Below are 21,932 nucleotides of genomic sequence, written 5' to 3' on the forward strand. Positions count from 1 at the left end.
TTTTAAATTAAAGCTAATAAAACACCAAAAAAATCAATTAAACACAAAACACAACACCGACTTTTGTCTAAAATGGATGTTAGTTAGAGATAGCGCTTTCTGAAAGGGTTTTATTAGAAGGGGGAATAATGCTAGTTATAGATTGATAGAGAATATTTAGAAAATTGGATTAATTGAAAGCGTTAAAAATTTTTAGTGAGGTGAGGATATTGGAACAAGTAAATTATCGAACATCTACCAAAAGTGAAGTTTTTAGATATGCGTTTGGTGGATTGGGATCAAATATTCCTTTTCAAATAATCTTGACATATTTAATGTTTTTCTATACTGATATAATTGGAATAGCTCCAGCTGTAGTAGGAACGCTTTTTTTTGTTACTAGATTTATTGATGCGGTAAGCGATCCTATAATGGGAGTAATTGCAGATCGAACTAGTTCTCGATTTGGACAATATCGTCCTTGGTTAATTTTTGGAGCACCCTTATTAGGAATTAGTACACTTGCGTTATTTTGGGTTCCAGACTTATCAGCAGAAATGAAAATAGTATATATTTATGTTACCTATATTTCTTATTCGTTGATCTCAACTGCAGTTAATATTCCGTATCACTCGTTAACTCCTGTTCTTAGTGAAGACCCCGATCAAAGAACTTGGTTAGCAACCGCAAAACAATTTATGGCAATACCAGCATTAATGTGTGCTCAAGTTTTAATTTTACCAATGGTAAGTTTTTTCGGAGATGGAGAACAAGGATGGTTTATTTCGATTGCGATATTTTCCGTTATTATCGTCGCAAGTTTTTGGTTGTGCGCGAGTAGTGCCAATAGACATGATAATGCTTTTCCAAAGAAAACAGTAAAGAGAAAAAAACAAACCCCACTTAAAGGACAATTATTGCTAATAGCTAAAAATAAACCGTTACTTATGCTCATGATAGCAATGTGTACTAACTTAATTGCTTCATCTGCACAAAGTGCGGTAGCTCTTTACTATTGGACTTATAACGCTGAAAGACCAGAATTATTTCCAATCCTATCTTTTGTAGGTTTAGGATTATCTATTCCCGTATTTTTCTTATTGCCGAAGTTTTCTAAAAAGTTTGGTAAAAAATCCACTTTTCTATACGGTAGTATTGTTTCGATCCTCCCATTTGTCGTATTGTTATTAGCCCCATATGAAATGGTTTGGCTTAATTTCTCAGCAGCAGTTGCTATGAATGTTTTGATGCCGTTTACTGGAGCAATACCATGGGCAATGCTTCCAGACTGTGTAGATTATGGTGAATGGAAAACAGGTATTCGAGGTGCAGGTGTCGTTTCTTCTAGTTTAACTTTTATTAATAAACTTGGAAGCGCTGTTGGTGGGATGATTGGAGGTGCCTTATTAGGAGTTGCAGGATACGTTGCTGGTCAATCCCAATCACCTGAGACCTTAAGAATGATTGTATATTTATATGCTCTATTACCTATTTTGGGCCATATTTTTACTATTATTGCACTTAAATTTTATAAGCTTGATAACAAATTACATGCACAAATGTTAAAAGAGATTAAATCTAGAAAAGAAAGTCAACCTACTGTATCTGAGTAAGAAGGTCTGTTTATTAAAGTGGTAAATAAAGGAGATGTATGCTATGAAAGCAATAATGGTTATGTTTGATTCATTAAACAGACATATGTTGCCACCATATGGTTGTGATTGGGTTCACGCTCCCAACTTTAAAAGATTAGCAGAAAAAACAGTTACATTTGACAATGCTTATGTCGGAAGTTTACCTTGTATGCCGGCAAGACGAGACTTACATACAGGAAGGTACAACTTTCTGCATAGAAGCTGGGGGCCACTTGAGCCTTTTGACCATTCTATGCCAGAAATTTTGAAGAATAATGGTGTCTATACCCATTTAGTATCCGATCATCAACATTATTGGGAAGACGGTGGAGCAACTTATCATACCCGTTACAATTCTTGGGAGAGCATTAGGGGACAAGAAGGGGATCCATGGAAAGGTCATGTAGAAGACCCAGTTTTTCCTGAAACAGAAGTCCCTGAAATGAAGGAGTTTCCATTGTTTCGTCAAGACGTGATTAACCGAGAATATTACAAAGAAGAAAAAGATCATCCACAAGCATTAACATTCGAAGCGGGCTTAGAATTTATTGATAAAAATAAGGACCAAGATCAATGGTTTTTGCAATTAGAAACATTTGATCCACATGAGCCTTTTACTTCTTATCAAAAATATAAGGACTTGTATCCTCACGAATATGAAGGAAAGCAATTTGATTGGCCTCCTTACTATTTTGTAAGAGAGGATGAACAAACGGTTGAGCATGGTAAGTATGAGTATGCTGCATTATTAAGCATGTGTGATCACTATTTAGGTAAAGTACTCGATATGATGGATGAAAATAACATGTGGGAAGACACGATGTTAATTGTTAATACGGATCATGGCTACTTATTAGGAGAGCATGGCTGGTGGTCAAAATCAATTATGCCAGTGTATCAAGAAATTGCGCATATTCCAATGTTTATCTGGGATCCTAGATATAAAATAAAAGGAGAGCATCATGATGAAATTATGCAATTGATTGATATTGCGCCAACATTATTAGAATTTTTCGATTTAGATATTCCAAAGGAGATGACGGGTAGGCCAATAGGTGATCTATTTAAAGAGAATTACAAGGAAAAAGAAGCTGCCTTATTTGGATTTCACGGAGGGCATGTAAATATAGTGGATAAAGAACATGTCTATATGAGAGGACCGGTATCACCATCTAATCAACCACTATATGAGTACACGTTAATGCCGACGCATATGCGAAGTATGTTTTCAGTTAATGAATTGAAAGAAATAGAGCTTGCAGAACCATTTAAATTTACACGTGGGGCAAAAGTGCTGAAAATAGAAGCTGGTTCAGGTTTTGTGAATCCCTTTCAATATGGTTCAATGCTCTATAACATTGAAAAAGATCCGAAACAAGAAAATGAAATAGAAGATGTAGAAATAGAACAAAAACTGATTAAGCAAATGGTGAAGATAATGAAGCAACATGAAGCACCTGATGAACAATTTGAAAGGTTAGGTATACCAAAAGATGGGCAGATTACCAATGATGAACTAACACAACAAAAAGAAAGAACCAGAGAAGCAGAAAAGATTGGTATTCTCAATAATTATTCGTGGACAAAAGTTGCTCAGAATAAAGTTCGTGCATTGTTAAATTCTACTCCAAAGGAAAATAGAACAGCAGTTATTGATAAACTAGAAGATTATATTCATAATGTGTCCGTAAAAAGTATAGATGGTGAAGTAATTAATTCCTTTGTGGATAATCATTTTGAAAGTGCAGAGCAAGAAAAGATTAAATATTTTATTAACCTTGCAGGAAGAACTAGTTAAGCGTAATAGTAAGTTCTATCGTGAACATACAGGCAGTTAGCTCTGTGTAAATCCTTAAACAAAAGATACGGAGGTTCAAAAATGACAAGAAATATCTCAAGATTAATAGAACAGATGACGATTGAAGAAAAAGCAGGAATGTGCTCCGGATTAGATTTTTGGTATTTAAAAGGTGTGGAACGATTAGGGATCCCTTCCATAATGGTAACAGATGGCCCGCACGGTCTACGAAAGCAAGCAGAAGACGCAGATCATTTAGGTTTAAGTAATAGTGTTCCTGCAACCTGTTTTCCTTCAGCAGTAGGTCTGGCAAGCTCATGGGATCGAGATCTAGTTAATAAAGTTGGTGTTGCTTTAGGGGAAGAAGCACAGGCTGAGAAAGTTGGTGTTTTACTTGGTCCTGGTGCGAATATTAAACGCTCGCCGTTATGTGGAAGGAATTTCGAATATTTTTCAGAGGATCCATATTTGTCATCAGAAATGGCTGCTAGTCATATTAAAGGTGTACAAAGTCAAGGAGTCGGTACTTCCTTAAAACACTTTGCAGCAAATAATCAAGAACATCGTCGTATGTCTACAAATGCTGTCGTAGATGAACGTACTTTAAGAGAGATCTATCTTGCTAGTTTCGAACAAGTAGTAAAGAAGGCTGAACCTTGGACTGTCATGTGTTCCTATAATAAAGTAAACGGAGAGTTTGCTGCGGAAAGTAAAAACTTATTAACAGACATTCTAAGAGACGAATGGGGTTTTAACGGATTTGTTGTTTCGGATTGGGGTGCTGTTAATGAGCGAGTTGATGGACTGAAAGCAGGACTTGAGCTTGAAATGCCTGCAAGTAAAGGTATAGGGGAAAATAAAATTCTATCAGCAATTGAATCTGGTGAGCTAACAGAAGAATCACTTGATCAAGCAGTTGAACGATTATTGCGGATTATCTTTATGGCTGTTGACAATCAAAAAGAAAATGCAAGCTATGATAAACAGGATCATCATCAATTAGCGAAGCAAGTAGCAAGTGAAGGGATGGTTCTACTTAAAAATGACGAAGAAATTCTCCCGTTATCAACAGACAACCATGTCGCGGTTATAGGTGCACTTGCTAAACAACCAAGATATCAGGGTGGGGGAAGCTCACATATTAATCCAACCTACCTAGACGATATTTATGAAGAAATAGAACGGTCAGTATCAAGCAAAGCTAATATTGCATATGCTCAAGGTTATCACTTGGAAAGTGATCATATCGATAAAAAATTAATCGAAGAAGCTAAACAAACAGCATTAGAAGCAGATAAAGCGATTTTATTTATAGGCTTGCCAGACCGTTATGAGTCAGAAGGGTATGATCGTACCCATTTGAACATTCCAGAAAATCAACGACAATTAATGGAGGAAGTTGCCCAAGTTCAACCAAATGTGATCGTGGTCTTAAGTAATGGAGCACCAATTGAAATACCTTGGTTAGATAAAGTAAAGGCAATTTTAGAAGGATATCTAGGAGGACAAGCTTTAGGTGGTGCTATTGCAGATATTCTATTTGGAAAAGTAAATCCTAGTGGAAAGTTGGCCGAAACTTTTCCAGTTAAGCTAAGTGATAATCCGTCTTATCTGAATTTCCCTGGTGATGGGGATACGGTAGAGTATAAAGAAGGCATTTATGTCGGATATCGATACTATGATGCAAAAGAAATTGAACCATTATTCCCCTTTGGTTATGGACTAAGTTATACGAATTTTGAATATAGCAATTTATCCATTAGTGACAAGGAAATACAAGATTCGGAGACTTTAACTGTAAGTCTAACCGTTACAAATACAGGTGAAGTTTTTGGGAAAGAAGTTGTGCAATTATACGTACAAGATGTAGAAAGCAATATTAGCAGACCCGAAAAAGAGTTAAAGCAATTTGAAAAAGTAGCTTTACAACCTAGAGAATCTAAAGAAGTTACTTTTAGATTAGATAAGCGTGCTTTTGCATACTATAATGTAGATTTAAAAGATTGGCATGTGGAAACAGGAGACTTTGACATATTAATTGGAAAATCATCAAGAGAGATTGTTTTAAAAGAAACAGTTAAAGTAATCTCTACTGTTAGTGTGTATACAACTATTCACCGTAATACTACAGTGGGAGATATCATGCAAAATCCGACAATAGCGCCTTTAGCTAAAAAGCTGCTAAAAGAAGCGAATAAAAATAACCCGTTAATGAATGTAGAAGATGATCATAATGAATCAAATGAGATGATGGAAGCGATGATGATGTATATGCCATTAAGAGCACTTGCTAATTTTAGTGGTGGAACATTTACGGAAAAGATGCTAAAAGACATGATTGATCAATTAAATAAAAAACAGCAAGAAGCATTATCTTAAGTGACAAAGCCGCAGTATTTATGTACTGCGGCTTTAAATATCTTGTTACTTACTTATAGGCAGGTGTCGATTGAGAATGATATTTATCACTGATTCCACTATTTCTATTAAACTATAATATGTGGAAAAAGGGGAATTGTAAAATGGAGATAGTTAGTTCTTCGAAAGCAATCAGGAATCAATCAATAATTTCAGGTGTCATGTGGAAAACAGTATCTGAAGCTTGTAATCTGGCGTGTGACTATTGCTACTATAGCCGATGTGGCGGCAGATCTGGCCATATAGAACGGATTGAAGACAAGGTGCTGGAGAATTTTATTAAGGAATATATGAAGGCATCCCGCGGTGTGGTAAGTTTTACATGGCAAGGAGGAGAACCACTTCTTGCGGGCTTGGATTTTTTTAAGAAAGTAGTCGCATTACAAGCGAAATATGCCCCCAAAAGAACAATTATAAGTAACAGTATTCAAACCAATGGAACGTTGATCAATGAAAAATGGGCAGCTTTTTTTAAGAAATATAACTTCTTGGTCGGAGTGAGTATTGATGGCCCTGAAGAAATCAATGATCAACGTAGAGTAACAAGTACAGGCAAGGGAAGTTATCAAGCTATTATGAAAGGAATTCAGCATTTAAGAGAGTATGAAGTTGATTTTAATGTATTGACGGTAATTCATGAGAATAATGTACATCATGCGAAGGAACTGATGATGTTTTATGAGCGTGAACAGTTTGATTTTGTGCAGTTTATTCCATGTATGGATTTTCAATCGCAGAATGTTGATCAACCTGGTGTTTTTCATATATCACCTAGAGAGTATGGTGATTTTTTATGTGAGGCATTTGACTATTGGTATAACGATGGAAACCCCAAAATATCGGTGCGTTTCTTTGATAATATATTAGCTGTTTTTCTAGGTCATCAAGCAGAATTATGTGTTCACCGAGAAAAGTGTCCCAAGATACTGATATTGGAACAAAATGGTGATGCGTATCCGTGTGACTTTTTTATTCACGAAGATTATCGGTTAGGAAATGTGAATGAAAACTCATTAGCTGAAATTGCAAATCATGAAAAATGGGATGAATTTCTGGACATGAAACCGAATCTGCCTGACAAATGTAAACAATGCGAATTTCTATCTTTATGCCATGGAGGATGTCCAAGAAATCGGCTACAAGATCAGTCTTTGACGGATGTGGATTATTTTTGCGAAAGTTACCAACAGATTTATCGCTATGCTAGAGAAAGAATTACTAATGTTACCAAACAAATAAGGAAAAATCAAATTAATCAATACTATCGGTCAGGGCAACCATTACCAGGGCGGAATGAGTTATGTATTTGTGGTAGTAATAAAAAATTCAAAAAATGCTGTGAGCCACTTTTAGACAGACTGGACTTTTCATAGGAAATAAATACAAGTATACTTAAAAGTACATGATGCATGGAAAAAGGGAGAGAAAAACGTGTTAAAGTACTTTTTAAAACAAACATCATCAAAATATAATGGGATGAAACAAATCTATCAATATATACATGCAAATGGTCCTGTCACCAAAGCAACATTGGTGGAACAAACGCAAATGAAGCAAACTACTGTTACTCGGCATTTAGAGACTTTATTGGCAGAAGGATTCATTCAAATTAGTCAATATCAGGAATCCTCAGGAGGCAGGCCACCAGCCTTATTTGAGATAGAGCCAAATGCAGGGTATATCATTGGTGTCGACTTATCTCGAATTGAATCCACTATTTCTTTAGTCAATATGTCATTCGAGATAGTGGATAGTTATACATTTGCTATGACTGAGAAACATACACCTTCTTACACATTCCAACTGATAAAAGAACGAATAGAACATTTTCTAGAAAAGCATGATATTTCACGTGATTTTCTTCTTGGGATAGGAGTAGGCACGGTAGGTCCATTAGATAGAGAGAATGGCTTGATTCTCGATCCCGAGGCTTTTATTGCAAGTGGATGGAAAAGTATTTCTATTTTAGATGAGTTGAAAAGTTTACAAGTGGAAAAGGTACTATTAGAGAATGGTGCTAATGCTGCCACGTTGCATGCATATATTAAGGGGTTAACAGCAGATCAAACCATTTTATATTGTATAAGTGGTCGTGGATTGCGTTGCGGTGTTTTAGCTGAGGGGCATATATTAAAGAATAAAACAGGTGATGCAAGTTCATTTGGAGAAATGATTATGGATGTTAATGAGCGAAGATCACTTGCTTCTTTCGTTTCTTATGATTATTTATTACAAGAAGTAAACGAACGGTATTTGCGTGAAAAGTCGATACCATTTTCTGTTCAAGACAATGAAAACAACCAGAAGGAGTTAATGGATCTGTTCAAGCATGCTCTAAGTGCAGAGGATTCCATTGTTCAACAAGTAGTACTTGAATCGGCTGTTACGTATGGAATTGGAATCGCGAATATGGTGAATGTGTTACACCCTGATCAAGTGATTTTAAGTAGTGAATTAATGAATACATATCCACCTTATTTTAATAAGATTGTAGATACAGCTAAACAGTATATTTATAGAATGGAACGTGAACCTGTACAATTTAAAATGGAAAAACAAAAGAAAGTTACGATTTCAACAGGGGCTGCCATTTTAGTATTTCAGTCTTATTTTGAATAAAGTTCGATGTACCTACTAGTTAGTTTTCATATCGTTGTTAGAAGACAAAAATATTAAGTTTATCACGGTGCTAACCGTCTGTAAGCCTCCTGTTGATCATAGCCTCACAAGTCGATCATGGGTATTAGAATGAAGCGATTTGGATCAAAGTCTAAGTCGCTTTTTTTAACTGTTTCAAAAATGGTATAGGAAATGGTACTTTCCGGATCAACTTAAGTGATCTTCTTCTTTAGTGTCAAGATATTCGTGATGAATTTTTACGATAAGGCGGTCACTTTGTATGGTAGCTTATTGTTTTTAATGAATACGTATATAGGTGAAACGTTTCCAATGATAAAGGCGTATTAGATTGTAATGGATCAATTGGAGAAGGAGGAGGTGGAATAATGGAAAGTGAAAGAGTTAATAAACTGATTACTTTGCTTGAGGAACTGAGAAATAATGCTGATCAACAAGTTGCCTCAAAGCTTGAAAAAGATAAATGTAAGCGAATAGTCCAAAGGCTGAGTTCCTTCTCAGTCGATTGCAAGGATTGCTATCAGTATCTTGTTAAATTCGAAGAACATTTACTACAACTTAAAGATAAGAAAGATTATTTTGCAGAAAAGGATGTTAAGCATCATAAACAAAAAATAGCTAGCATCAGTTCTCATCTGCAGAAACAACACAAGTTAGTATCAAGTGGTTTTTATCTAAGTATATATATGTCGATTGGTACTAGTTTAGGTGTAGTGTTTGGATTACTTATATTTGATAATGTTGGACTGGGATTACCACTTGGAATAGCGATAGGTGTAGCAATTGGATCAGGTTTAGATGCAGATGCGAAGAAGAAGGGGATGGTCCTGTAATACATGAGCACAAGGATCAAGCCAAAGAAGCTAATGTCCTCTTATCATTTGGTGACTTTTTGAACAGCAATTGGAGGAAAATCAAATGAACGTTACGAAAAGCCTAAAAAGTTGGAGCTTGCTACTGCTTATCATTTTTTTAACTAGTTGTTCCAATGATGCTAAAGATTTTACACCTGAACAGGCGGCTCATGAGGTGATAGAGTTATTGCGAACTGGAGCTTATCAAACAGTTCATGACCAATGGTTTGGGGAAGAATTACAAGCTTCAATACCTATGGATCAGCTAGAAAGGGAATGGGAGAAACGCTCAGCAGATGGTGGAGAATTTGTTGACGTCCATTCCTTAAATGTAGAGAAACGGGGCAATAATGTAGAGGTTATCGAAGGAAAAGTAGAATATACGAATCAGACACTAGACGTTAGGATGATCTTGAACCATCAGTTATTAGTTGGTTTTAGTCTGCCTAATAGTATGACAAATGCTAGTCTGCCAGATTCGATTGTTGAAGAAGAAATTATTGTTGGAGAAGGAACCGCTTATGAGCTTGGAGGAACACTTACTCTTCCTAAGAATCAAGAGAATTTACCAGCCGTCGTCCTTGTACAAGGTTCTGGACCAAGTGATCGAGATGAATCAGTTTACGCGTATAAGCCTTTTCGTGATATTGCTTGGGGCTTAGCGGAACAGGGCATTGCGGTGATTCGTTATGATAAAAGAACCTATATTTATGGGGAGAAAGCAGTCCACGATACCAACAAACTTACGGTATATGAGGAAACGGTAGAAGATGCCATTCGGGCTACAGAATTATTGAAGAGTGATAAACGCATTGATGAAAATAATGTCTATATACTTGGGCATAGTCTTGGCGGGATGTTAGCTCCTCGAATTGATCTACAAGGTGGAGATTATACGGGTATTATTATCCTTGCTGGTTCACCACGCCCCTTATGGGAAATTGTCTATGACCAAAATAAAGCCGTATTAGAGAATACACCGATGACTGAGTCCGATAAAAAGGAACAAAAAGAACTGGTGGAAGAGGAATACAAAAAAGCCCAGCAGTTACGAGAAATATCAGAAGATGAAGCTAAAAAAATGACTGTATTTGGAATGAATGGCTACTATTTAAAAGAAATGGATCAATATAATGTTGCATCAATTGTGTCAAAGCTGGATAAACCGTTATTCATTTTGCAAGGAGAGGACGATTTTCAAGTATCTTATGAGAAGGATTTTACCGCTTGGCAAGTGCTATTAGAGGATAACGAAAATGCTACTATAAGTAGTTATCCAGATCTTAATCACTTTTTTGTTGATTACCAAGGCCCAGGTAAAGGAACAATTAAAGAGTACGAAGCACCAAAACAAGTTGACACGGAGGTAATTACCGATATAGGGGAATGGATGTTCACACAACTAAAGGATAACAAATAGATATAATGGAGGAATGGCAAATGAAAAAAATTCAATCGATCGTTGGTGTAATGATAGCAGGATTGATATTGCTCGCAGGATGTAATCAATCAGAAGAGTCAGAAGAAGAACCATTAAAGCAAAATCAAGAGGAGCAGGAAGGGGAGGAACAATCTGCTACTGAAAGTAACGAGAATAATCAGATAATTGGCATGGCCGAGACTTTTATTGATCAATTAAATGAAGGGAAGTTTGATGAAGCAACAGCAAACTTTGACGAAACGATGGCTGAGCAGTTAACTGCCGATAAACTAGAGGGGATTTGGAATGATCTCCATAACCAGCTAGGAGACTTTATCGATCAAGAGTTCCATACTATTGAAGAAGTGGATGGATACCAGGTTGTATTAATTGCAGGCATCTTTAATGATGATGATGTCACATTTCAAGTTACTTTTAATGAAAATCAACAAATTGCAGGATTTTATATTCAATAATTACAAAAGGCAAGTTATTACACGGTAAAAGAAGAACGAGGATTCAAGTCGACAACACAGGATAAAACCACCATTGTTACTAAGAAACAGAAACTTGAAAGGGTTTATTGGCAAAAGTAACTTTTAAAATGCTAAAATGAAGTATATGGGAATTCCTGGTTGATGTTGTGACACATAAATGAGGGGGCTAGCTATGGAGTATAGTATCAATCCGCTAAGATGGTCGACGATTAGTATTTTTCTCATTGTGATATTGTGGAATCTGTTATCAGATTATTATGGCTCTTCTTTATTACTGTTCCTCCTGTATTTACTAGTTGTAATTGTTTTTGCTTCTTCCATTCGTTTTAAATTTAAAATCCATGATAATCACCTAGTATATCAAGTATTATTATTTAAAAAATCTATTATCAAAAAGAAAATTGATCCTGGCCAAGTAGAACAAATGAAATTTATACGTGCCGGATGGGCAAAGAAAGCTGCCATTATAAAACTAGAAAAAGGAATGGATATTAGATTGGCTGTACTGTATCCCGAAGAGGCGTATGAACATCTATTGGAATTTGCAGGGAAACATGATATTTCAATAGTTAAAACCAATGACTACTTAACTTTGGAAAGGAAGGTGGAGAGGAATAAAATGGAGAGTAGTTAGCTATTTTTCTTGTCTTATAGTACATTTATACTCTACCCACTGTATTTATCGATGAGCGGAATAGCTTTCATAAGCTTGAAACGAAAAAAAGTGGCAGCCACAGAAACCCATTCTTCTCCGTGTCCTGCCACTGGCTAACGTCAATAAGATTTAACTCTCTTCCTTGACCTCCAACAATTTTTGCTTCAGTGTATTCTCCATTGTGCTAATTTCTTGTTCTGCTTCCATCCGTTTTCGGTGCCCATCATGTTGAATCTTTAGTACTTCTTCAAGCGTGGAAACTAAATTCTCTTGGGTTTTCTTTAACGTGTCAATATCGACGAGACCCTGCTCGTTCAGTTTTGCTGTTTCCTAATTTTATCACGGCGTTAATCGTCTGTAAGACCCGTACTACAAGCTCCAGTAATTCAAGGAAGCTAAGAGTGGAGGGAACAGATGCTAATATCCTGATAAGTTTCGCTTATGATTAGTCGGAGTTAAAATCCCCCCGCTTAATACCTAGCCATATCTACGTTTTAAAACGAATAAAAGTTTCAAATGAAATACAAAAGGACTTTCGTTAAAATAGTAGGGCGATCAAGATTAATAGGATACTTAAAAAATTTTGCGAATATTTAAGAAGTTGTTAAGACTTTCATTTTCAATCAGAAGGGAAGATAAGGTGACTATGGAAAATTAGTCAATCTATGTTCTTCTTGCTATCTATCAAAATGAAAGATTTCATCCCGTCATAGCAACGCCTAATATCACTTAACTTGAGAATATAAGAATGAAAGCATTACAATGAAGACAATAGCTAAAGTACGTCAAAGATCCGCTATTATAAACCAAAATTTTACTCGTTCAAACAGAGGGAAGGAGACATGGAAATGAGTGTACAAATCTATCAAAAAAGACGTTCCATAAAAAGTTTTCTGTTTGAGAAATTTTTAGCTTATCGTAAAACAAAGGAACATTTTTCCAGTATAGAAAATACTACAGAATTCGTAAATCAAGTGGGAAGGCAGAATGTTACACCCTATGATTTAGGTGACATGGTATTTTCTAGTGACATTCAAGAAGGTTTTTTCGAGGGCATGAAGTATTTTACACTAAATGATCAGCAATCAACGAAGCAAAGAGTCATTCTTTATATACACGGAGGTGCTTGGACGAATCAGCCTTTGAAATACCATTGGGAGTTCATGGATAACATGGCACAAGCTTTACATGCAAAAGTTATTGCGCCAATTTATCCGAAAGTACCTCATTTTAATTATAAGAATACATATCCAACCTTAGTAAATCTATATAAAAAAGTTCTAGAGACAGTTGAAAGTCCAAGGAAATTAATTCTTATGGGGGATTCTGCAGGAGGGAATATAGCACTTGGTCTTGCACATCTTTTAAAAATGCATCACATACCTCAGCCGAAAGACATCATATTACTCTCAGCATGTGTGGATATGGTGCTTGATAATCCTGAGATACCTGAATTTGAAAAAAAAGATCCTATGTTGTCTCGGGCTGGGATGGAAGTAATTACACAGATTTGGGCAGGTGATAAGAACTTAAAAGATCCATTAATCAGTCCTATTTATGGAGATTTTAAAGGACTTGGCAAGATTACTCAATTTATTGGTACCCGCGAAGGATTGTATCCGGATGCTATGTTGCTTAAGGGAAAATTGAAAAGACAAGGAATAGACATGAATACATTTATTTATCCTAAAATGAATCATGTGTTTGTTATTATGCCCATTCCAGAGGCTAAGGATGCTCAACAAAAAATTATCGATGTTATTAATAGTTAATTATAATTTTCGTCCTAGTTGACAGAACTATTGTTGTTTAGATTTATATGAATAATAAAGTGAGACCGCAAATCAAAACCACCAGTTCACACTGGTGGTTTTGATTTGGTTTTATAATCTGATGTGATACTGGTAAATGCTTTATCTTCTGCTAATGATTTACACTCAAATAAATGGGAGATCAAGTTTAATTTAAACGAGCCATTGTTTTTTTAATACTATAATGGGCATTAGAGTTAAAAAAGGGGCTTCTCTTGTCCATCAAACCCTGATAACGGACATTCACCAAATGGGAAAGCTTGCTCCCATTTTGATTGCTAGCTGTAAAGGTTTGGACAGATAGTGGAAGGTACCCTCAAGAAGCGGAATGACTTTGCCTGGTGTTTTTACATCGTTTATAATAGTGAACTATTTAAAATAAATGACGATTAAATACCTGTTTAAAATAAAACAAAGGCGTATGAATGATAAAATAGGGATATATTCTTAAAGAACTATTTTAATTTATAAAATAATTATTAAATTTTAAATCGCAACTGAAAATGGTTTTACAATCAATAGTGTGAGAGGGGTAGTAACCATGGTTTCTATTTTGCTTGTAGAAGATGATAAAGAGATTGCTAGAATTTGCAGAGATCATCTCCTTCGACAAGGTATGGATGTCACCTGGGCATCGACTGGAAAAGAAGGTTGGGAGGATTTTAATCAAGAAAATTACGATTTAGTACTTGTCGATCTTATGCTTCCGGAAATGGATGGCTTTCAACTTTGTAAAAATATTCGCCTAAGTAGTGACATTCCACTATTAATCATTAGTGCAAAGTTAGAAGAAGAAGCAAAGATTAGAGGACTTGATTTAGGTGCGGACGATTATATTACGAAGCCCTTTAGTCTAATAGAATTGATGGCAAGAGTAAAATCCCATTTGCGAAGGTATCACCGTTATCAGGGAAGCGAACCGCAATCTAGTCAGCTGAAGTTTAATAATGGGCTTGTACTTAACATGGAACAACGACATGTAAGCATTAGTGGAAAAGAAATTTCGTTAACATCGAAGGAATTTGCTTTGCTACAATTATTTATTCAGCACCCCAACAGAACCTTTACGAAATCTGAATTATACCAACAAGTCTGGGGCGAAGTGGAAGGAGTAGGAAACAACACCATTAATGTACATATAAAAAGCTTAAGAAGTAAACTGGGAGAGCGAATGAAAGAACCAAAATGGATTGAAACCATTTGGGGGACTGGCTATCGGTTTATCGGAGAACAAATCCTATGAAAATTCGCACATGGCTAATTATTTCTTATTTAATTGTGCTGCTACTACCGTTAGCTGCCGCATATGGCTTTTTTATCTTAGTTCAAGAATGGAATCAGTCAAAGGAACTGACAGATACATTTGAATTATATGAGCGAATCGAATCGATGGAGGAAGAGTTACAGTCACCTACTCTTTACCAAAGCAGTCCTGGTAGTGAAGTGGAAGAGCAATTATCAGCAGATGTGAAAGCAACAGATATTAACATTACACTTTACCGTAATGACGGGTTGCTTATCTATCAATCGGATGAAGAAAATCAAACTCTCATGCAAGTTGATCGCCCAAAGCTATTTAAAAACCTCTATCAGTATGATTTGTCCTATGATTCATTAACAGTCAAAAAGCCAGTTTATCAAGATGATCAAATCCTGGGAATTTATGAAGTGAGTGTTGACCGATCGGAATGGGTGGACGGTGTACAAAACAGACGAAATATAATGATCATCGTATCATTTTCCCTCTTTCTAATGGTTTATGTAGTAGTGATAGTCATGCTAAATCGAAAGTTAAATCGCCCACTTAACAAACTGATGAGAGGTATGTCTATCTTTTCTTCGACACAGAAACCAATTTATTTTCAAGATAAGAAGAAGGATGAGATCGGCCAGCTGATGGAGCATTTTGAACAAATGCAAGAGGAAATAAAGGCGGCTCAGCTTCAAACGAAACAAGAGCAAGAGGAGAAGCAACTAATGATGGCTTCCTTTTCGCATGATATAAAAACGCCATTAACCTCTCTTCAGGCATATGCCGAAGCTTTGCAAGATGAACACAGCTTAACGGACAAAGAGCGTAAAGAATATCTACAAATTATGAAGAATAAGTCCACTCATATCAAAGGGATGATTGAAGATCTTACCTTATATGCGAAACTTCAGTCAGCTCAATATGATATAGAACTTGCGAATGTCGATGGCGAGGAATTTTTCGAGATGTTGTTTGAAGGTTATGATGAACTAGCTCGAAAGCATCACGTTCATTTGCTGAAAACGAATCAAGTATATGGAACATGTTATATGAATGATCAACAGATGGTCCGATATTTGGATAATTTGATAAGTAATGCTTTAAGGTTTACACCTCAAGGCAAGACAATAGGGCTTGCAGCGGTAAATCCACTTCAACCTTTACCAGACTGGGTCTTTGCTGAAGCAAAAGAAGACATCGACCAATTTCGAGAAGACAATGGTATTCTTCTCGTACAAAATGATGGACCAGCAATACAGGATAAAGAGTCCATTTTTATGCCGTTTTTCCAAGGACAAGATGCGCGAACACCTGATAAGACTAAAAATACAGGGCTAGGATTGAATATCGCCAAACGAATTGCGGAGAAGCATCAAGGAGAAATGAAGTTGTGGTCATTAGAACACCGAGGAATTGTTATTGTAATGACATTTCGAGTAGAGAAAGGAAACGAATGTGATGAAAAATAAATGGAGAATGATAATGATAGTAAGTTTCGGATTGCTTTTAGCAGCATGTTCAGCGGAGGATATTGGACAATATTCACCTGACCAAGTTGTAGCTAAAGCTGTAGAAGTTAGTGAGGATATCAATGGATTTTATGTGAAAAGTGATTTAATTGTGTCCAAAGGGGATGAAAAAATAGAAGATTCGATTATGGAGCAATGGACAGACAAAGAGAATAATCGAACAAAAGTAATCTCAGAAACAGCAAATGGCGAAATCTCAATGAATTTAAACGATGGAGAGAAGATAACTCACTATTCAAGTTTACAGGAAGAAGCTTTCACAATGGATGCACTTGATTCAAATGATACCTTAATCGGTCAATCTCAGCGTGAAGAAGTGGAAAATGCGTTGAAGGAGATAAGAGAAACACATAACATTGAGGTGGTTGGTAATGAAGAGATAAACGGTTTTGACACGTATCACATTAAAGCAACTCCAAAAGAAGAAGGCATGCTAAGAGGGGAAGAAGAGTATTGGATTGCCAAAGATAATTGGTTTGTTATCAAAACTTTCTCCAAGTCTGAAGATGTGACCGTTGAGTATACAGTAACTGAATTAGAGGTCAATCCTTCGTTTGATGAGGAAACTTTTACCATAGATATTCCTGATGGAGTAAACATAGAACCTATTGATGATATGAATTCATCAGAAGAAACAACATTAGCAGCATTAGTGGAAATTTATGGTCAACCTGTTTTGACAAGTGAAGATTATGATTTAATTCAAATAGATAAATTTGATATGGAAAGCTTCGATAGAACAGAAGCAAATCAAGAGTTTGCGAAAGATGATCATTTACAATTCACTTTAACTTCTTTTGAAGCACCTGACGAAGAGTTATCAGTTGAATTAGGTAATGAAAAAGAGTTGGAGGTCCGGGGGTTAAAGGCTATGTATATGGACGATGTTATCCAAAACCTTGTTTGGGATGAAGAAGGTATTCGTTATTCTATATTATCGAATAATCCAGAACTAACGGAAGCAGATTTAATTGAAATTGCTGAGAACTTAGTGTTTGTGGAGGAATAAAAATGCGGGAGAAGACATCACGATTTTCCTTAATAGATCGATTTGTTTTCAAGTCTTTTCTAAAAAAAAATCAAACAACTGTTTATCGATTTTGCTATTTACTTGTCAATGATCGATCCTTAGCAGAGGAAATAACAGGTCAAGTTTTTGTTACCATATACCAGGAAGGTAAGATTAGAGAAATAGATTCCTTTATGCTCTATCAACATTTGATTTATTACCTGCAAGATTCCCTCCTTGCTAAAAGAAGGAATCTAAGAAGCAGGTTACAGGCTGTGCAAGTTGATCCTTCTATAATAAATGATCCGGTTTGTTTTCTACCCATTGAAGACAGGATTATTCTAGGCTTGGCACATGTCTGTTCATTACCAGCAGAAGTCATTAGCTCATTATTAGATGTTCCTAAACAGGAAGTGAAAAAGAGCTTATATCAAAGTAGGGAATTTCTAAATGATTTTTTGAATGAAAAAAGGATAAGAGAGCAATTCCCACTGTTGAGTTAGTCAGCTAAAGCATGAAAAACGGATAGCAAGGAATGATAGAAGAATGCAAATGAATAGTATTTTTCTATTATAGCTATAGTAGGAAGAAGCTAGTTCACAAGCTGTAAGTGTCAAAGGGGATACCGTAATACGAACCATTTCGATCTACTACCTGAAGCAAACCGTTATCATCTAGCAGATTCTCATGGATGGATTGTAAATTTTTTTAATCAATAAAAAGACATCATAACAGAATTGCTATGATGTCTTTTCTTTTTCAAAGTAGATAAAGAGGTAAATGGCCAAACGTTCAGTCATAATAAGGTTATTATATGTGATCATCTTAATGGTTAGCCAAAACATTATTATTGTAAAAGAACAGACAGGTAAATCGGCCTGTCTTTTTTGTTGTAAAAAATATATACTGCCTTTTTCTTAGATGTACTGCAAGTATCCTGAAACTAACTTAAACTCTTGATTAGTTTTGGCCATTCATAATAATGAAACAACAGGTCAAACTAAAGTTAGCAATATGATCACGGTGCTAATCGTCTGTAATACCTCCACTTCAAGTAACACAAGGATGCTAGGTGGGGGATAACAGACGCTAACACCCTGATATAAGTTTCGCTATCCATCAGTAGGGGTGGCTCCCCCACTGATCGTAGTCTCACTTTATAGGAGGAATGGTATGTGAATATTGCCAATTTCATGACGATCATTGGATTCGTAGTTTGTACGGTTGTAATTCTTATACTTTTAGTGGTTGGATTGTATTTATTTACGATAGACAAAAGGCAAAAACAACACCCTATTCTTCGAAATTATCCATTGATAGGAAGAGTTAGATATTTTTTAGAAAATATCGGACCTGAGTTACGTCAATATTTATTTCATAATAACCGCGAGGGAGAGCCTTTTTCACGAAACGACTATCAGCATATAGTAAAAAAGGCAAAATACAAACGGGATGTTCTTGGATATGGATCACAACGAGACTTTGAAGAACCTGGATATTATATTCGTAATTCTTTGTTCCCTAAATTAACGGAGGAATTAAAGATGGACCGTAAAACGAAAGTGACCACAGAGCGCTACCTTTTGATTAATGAACCTTTGTTTGCTCAAAGAAAAGAGCAGTTAGATAAAGATGAATCTCCAGTTTATTTATTGGAAGATGATGATGCAATTGTGATCGGAGAACAAACAAGAAACCCCTTCAAGGTTAAAGGTCAAATTGGTATGTCTGCGATGAGTTACGGCTCTTTAGGTGAGAGAGCTATTACAGCCCTCTCAGAAGGATTAGGTATTGCGAAAGGAACTTGGATGAATACTGGTGAAGGTGGGATATCTGATTACCATCTTAAGGGTGGAGTAGATCTTATCATGCAAATTGGTCCCGGCTTATTTGGCGTAAGAGATATGGAAGGAAACTTTAGTTGGGATGCAATACTTGAAAAAAGTAATATTCCAGAAGTAAAAGCGTTCGAGATTAAATTAGGGCAAGGTGCCAAAACACGAGGTGGCCATATTGACGCAGAGAAAGTTACCGAAGAAATTGCCAGGATAAGAATGGTGGAGCCTTATAAGTCGATTGACAGTCCCAATCGTTTTCGAGAATTCAGTGACTTACCTTCCTTATTTGAATTTTTAGCGAAAGTTCGTGAACATACAGGGAAGCCTGTTGGCATGAAGGTTGTTATTGGAAGTAATCATGAGGCTGATGAACTCGCCAAAGCGATTAAAGATACGGGGATGGGACCAGACTTCATCACAATAGACGGTGGGGAAGGAGGAACTGGTGCATCCTACCAAGAATTAGCGGACAGCGTCGGTTTACCGATACGGTCGGCGTTACCATTAGTCGATAATGCCCTTCGGAAATACGGTGTGCGAGACAGCTTGAAAATTATCGCATCAGGGAAGTTGTTTTCACCTGACCGGATTGCAATTGCACTTGCAATGGGAGCAGATCTTGTCAATATCGCTAGAGCTTTTATGATCACTGTAGGTTGTATCCAAGCACTGCAATGTCAATCCAATTCATGTCCGGTCGGGGTTGCAACAACAGATCCTGATCTACAGAAGGGACTCGTAATAGAAGAAAAGAAATGGCGTACGGCCAACTATTTAATTACGATGCGCAAAAGTCTATTCCGGCTAGCTGCAGCAGCAGGCTTAGATTCACCGACCAAGTTCACACGAGAACACATTGTTTATCGAGACGAAAAGGGGAGGACATGGTCATTAGACGACATCTATCAAGCCATGGTACAACCCAAAAATATAAATGATATTTCTTAAGGAAAGAAGGTGCAATAAATGAAAGTAGCAGAACTATTGATCAAATGTTTAGAACACGAAGGAGTCGAATATATTTTTGGGGTACCAGGTGAAGAAAATATTGATGTAATGGACGCCCTTCATGACTCCACGATTCAATTTATTGTAACACGTCACGAAACGAGTGCAGCATTTATGGCGGGAACATACGGAAAATTGACAGGGAAACCAGGCGTTTGTTTGGCAACACTTGGACCAGGTGCAACCAATTTATTAACCGGTGTTGCCAATGCCAACATGGATCTCTGTCCGATCGTGGCGATCACAGCACAAGCTGGTCTAGGTCGTCAGCATAAGATTTCCCATCAACATTACGATATGGTATCTGTTTATGATGAAGTAACTAAATGGAATACCCAGATAAAAACGCCTGACGTAGTTCCAGAAGTGGTACGAAAAGCATTTAAAGTTGCTACGGAGGAAAAGACCGGAGCAACGCATATTGAACTTCCTGAAGATGTTGCAAAGATGGAAATTGAGAGTTCACCTCTAAATATTGTCCCTCATCATCTTTCAGAGGCGGATGAACCAGTAATTAACGAGGCGGCCAAAATAATAGAACAAGCGAAGCACCCACTCCTATTAGTTGGGAATGGTGTAACAAGAGAGGATGCTGCTGAAGAGTTGAGGTCTCTAGTAAAGACGGCAAATCTCCCCGTTGTTCATACTTTCATGGGAAAAGGTGCAATACCGTGGACTGATGAACATAGTCTACTAACTGCAGGGATAGGCGGTAATGATTATATTGCTTGTGGATTTAACGAGTCTGATCTGATCATTGCTGTAGGCTTTGACATGGCCGAGTATTCACCAAAAAGTTGGAATCCTGAGGGCAAAACCCCTATCCTGCATATTGATACAAAGGAAGCAGAAATTGATGCATGCTATCCTGTTCAGTTAAATGTTGTAGGTAATATCAAAGAGAATATCAAAAATCTAAACAAGGCAATAACTGAAAAAGAAAGAGATTTAAATTGGGTGTCACATGTTCGCAACGAAGCACTCACTGAACTAGCATCGTTTAAAAGCGATATCGAATTTCCTGTGAAACCACAAAAGATTATTGCTGATTTACGCTCTATATTGGAGGAAGATAGTATTGTTATCTCTGATGTCGGAGCACACAAAATGTGGATGGCTAGAATGTATCATTGTAATCAACCGAATACGTGCTTAATTTCGAATGGTTTAGCATCAATGGGGGTTGCAGTTCCTAGTGCCATTGCTGCCAAATTAGTTCACCCAGAACGTCAAGTGGTTGCTGTATGTGGTGATGGATCATTTCAAATGACGAGTGCAGAATTAGAAACTGCCAAACGTTTAAACTTACCGATTGTGATTCTTTTATGGCGTGATGAAGGGTACGGTTTAATTGAATGGCATCAAATGAAAGCTTTTAATCGGTCTTCCCATATTAAATTTGGCAATCCAGATTTTGTCCAGTTAGCAGATTCTTATGGTTTCCAAGGACTGACGGTTGAAAAGACAGAAAAACTGAAATCAACCATAGAGGAAGCATTATCGTTGAACAAGCCCGTATTAATCGATTGTCCAGTTGATTATCGAGAAAACATGAAGCTTACAGAAAAGCTAGGAAATATTATTTGTTGAATG

General features: G+C 36.6%; 16 protein-coding genes and 1 pseudogene. 16 read left to right on the top strand and 1 reads right to left on the bottom strand.

Translation table 11 applies throughout. From position 1 onward, the window contains the following. The first annotated feature begins 209 nt into the window (after window positions 1-209). From J5J03_RS08295 to J5J03_RS08335, 9 genes are all read left to right on the top strand, one after another. Entirely contained in the window at window positions 210-1,592 is a 1,383-nt protein-coding gene (locus J5J03_RS08295; RefSeq protein WP_208588565.1) for a glycoside-pentoside-hexuronide (GPH):cation symporter, read from the top strand. 43 nt (window positions 1,593-1,635) lie between these two features. Further along, window positions 1,636-3,411, top strand: a complete 1,776-nt coding sequence (locus J5J03_RS08300; protein WP_208588566.1) for a sulfatase — start codon at window positions 1,636-1,638, stop codon at window positions 3,409-3,411. 81 nt (window positions 3,412-3,492) lie between these two features. Next, window positions 3,493-5,790 carry a glycoside hydrolase family 3 C-terminal domain-containing protein gene (locus J5J03_RS08305; RefSeq protein ID WP_208588567.1) on the top strand — a complete coding sequence of 766 codons (2,298 nt, stop codon included), beginning with the start codon at window positions 3,493-3,495 and terminating at the stop codon, window positions 5,788-5,790. Between the two features lie 143 nt (window positions 5,791-5,933). After that, window positions 5,934-7,202, top strand: a complete 1,269-nt coding sequence (locus tag J5J03_RS08310) for an anaerobic sulfatase maturase (protein WP_208588569.1) — start codon at window positions 5,934-5,936, stop codon at window positions 7,200-7,202. Window positions 7,203-7,260: 58 nt separating this feature from the next. Beyond that, window positions 7,261-8,448, top strand: a complete 1,188-nt coding sequence (locus J5J03_RS08315; RefSeq protein WP_208588570.1) for an ROK family protein — start codon at window positions 7,261-7,263, stop codon at window positions 8,446-8,448. A gap of 386 nt (window positions 8,449-8,834) precedes the next feature. Further along, a complete protein-coding gene (locus J5J03_RS21980; protein ID WP_231710651.1) occupies window positions 8,835-9,299 on the top strand; it encodes a hypothetical protein in 465 nt (154 codons plus the stop codon). 85 nt (window positions 9,300-9,384) lie between these two features. Next, window positions 9,385-10,740, top strand: coding sequence for an alpha/beta hydrolase (locus tag J5J03_RS08325; protein ID WP_208588571.1), 1,356 nt, complete (start codon window positions 9,385-9,387; stop codon window positions 10,738-10,740). 20 nt (window positions 10,741-10,760) lie between these two features. Continuing rightward, the gene (locus J5J03_RS08330; protein WP_208588572.1) at window positions 10,761-11,216 is read left to right on the top strand and encodes a DUF3887 domain-containing protein; all 456 of its coding nucleotides are present in this window, start codon (window positions 10,761-10,763) and stop codon (window positions 11,214-11,216) included. A 193-nt stretch (window positions 11,217-11,409) separates the two neighbouring features. Then, window positions 11,410-11,871 (top strand): hypothetical protein, encoded by a 462-nt coding sequence (locus J5J03_RS08335; RefSeq protein ID WP_208588573.1) that lies wholly within the window; start codon window positions 11,410-11,412, stop codon window positions 11,869-11,871. 150 nt (window positions 11,872-12,021) lie between these two features. On the opposite strand, the pseudogene J5J03_RS08340 reads toward J5J03_RS08335, so the two are convergent. Next, window positions 12,022-12,222, bottom strand: a pseudogene (locus J5J03_RS08340) (toxic anion resistance protein); the annotation flags it as partial. Between the two features lie 518 nt (window positions 12,223-12,740). On the opposite strand from J5J03_RS08340, the gene J5J03_RS08345 reads away from it, so the two are divergent. The 7 genes from J5J03_RS08345 (at window position 12,741) to J5J03_RS08375 (ending at window position 21,929) form a co-directional block, all read left to right on the top strand. Next, a complete protein-coding gene (locus J5J03_RS08345) occupies window positions 12,741-13,664 on the top strand; it encodes an alpha/beta hydrolase fold domain-containing protein (RefSeq protein ID WP_208588574.1) in 924 nt (307 codons plus the stop codon). 580 nt (window positions 13,665-14,244) lie between these two features. Then, complete coding sequence (locus J5J03_RS08350) at window positions 14,245-14,946, top strand: response regulator transcription factor (RefSeq protein ID WP_208588576.1); 702 nt, start codon at window positions 14,245-14,247, stop codon at window positions 14,944-14,946. After that, on the top strand, window positions 14,943-16,424 hold the full coding sequence (locus tag J5J03_RS08355; protein ID WP_208588577.1) for a HAMP domain-containing sensor histidine kinase: 1,482 nt from the start codon (window positions 14,943-14,945) through the stop codon (window positions 16,422-16,424). Before J5J03_RS08350 ends, J5J03_RS08355 begins: the two co-directional genes overlap by 4 nt. A gap of 13 nt (window positions 16,425-16,437) precedes the next feature. Beyond that, window positions 16,438-17,493, top strand: coding sequence for a LolA family protein (locus tag J5J03_RS08360; protein WP_208588580.1), 1,056 nt, complete (start codon window positions 16,438-16,440; stop codon window positions 17,491-17,493). 2 nt (window positions 17,494-17,495) lie between these two features. Then, window positions 17,496-17,996, top strand: coding sequence for an RNA polymerase sigma factor (locus tag J5J03_RS08365; protein ID WP_208588582.1), 501 nt, complete (start codon window positions 17,496-17,498; stop codon window positions 17,994-17,996). A gap of 672 nt (window positions 17,997-18,668) precedes the next feature. Beyond that, on the top strand, window positions 18,669-20,279 hold the full coding sequence (locus J5J03_RS08370; protein WP_208588584.1) for an FMN-binding glutamate synthase family protein: 1,611 nt from the start codon (window positions 18,669-18,671) through the stop codon (window positions 20,277-20,279). Between the two features lie 18 nt (window positions 20,280-20,297). Further along, entirely contained in the window at window positions 20,298-21,929 is a 1,632-nt protein-coding gene (locus tag J5J03_RS08375; RefSeq protein ID WP_208588585.1) for an acetolactate synthase large subunit, read from the top strand. Window positions 21,930-21,932: the final 3 nt, after the last annotated feature.

The organism is Gracilibacillus suaedae (assembly GCF_017599345.1).
In the GTDB taxonomy this organism is placed as follows: Bacteria; Bacillota; Bacilli; order Bacillales; family Amphibacillaceae; genus Gracilibacillus; species Gracilibacillus suaedae.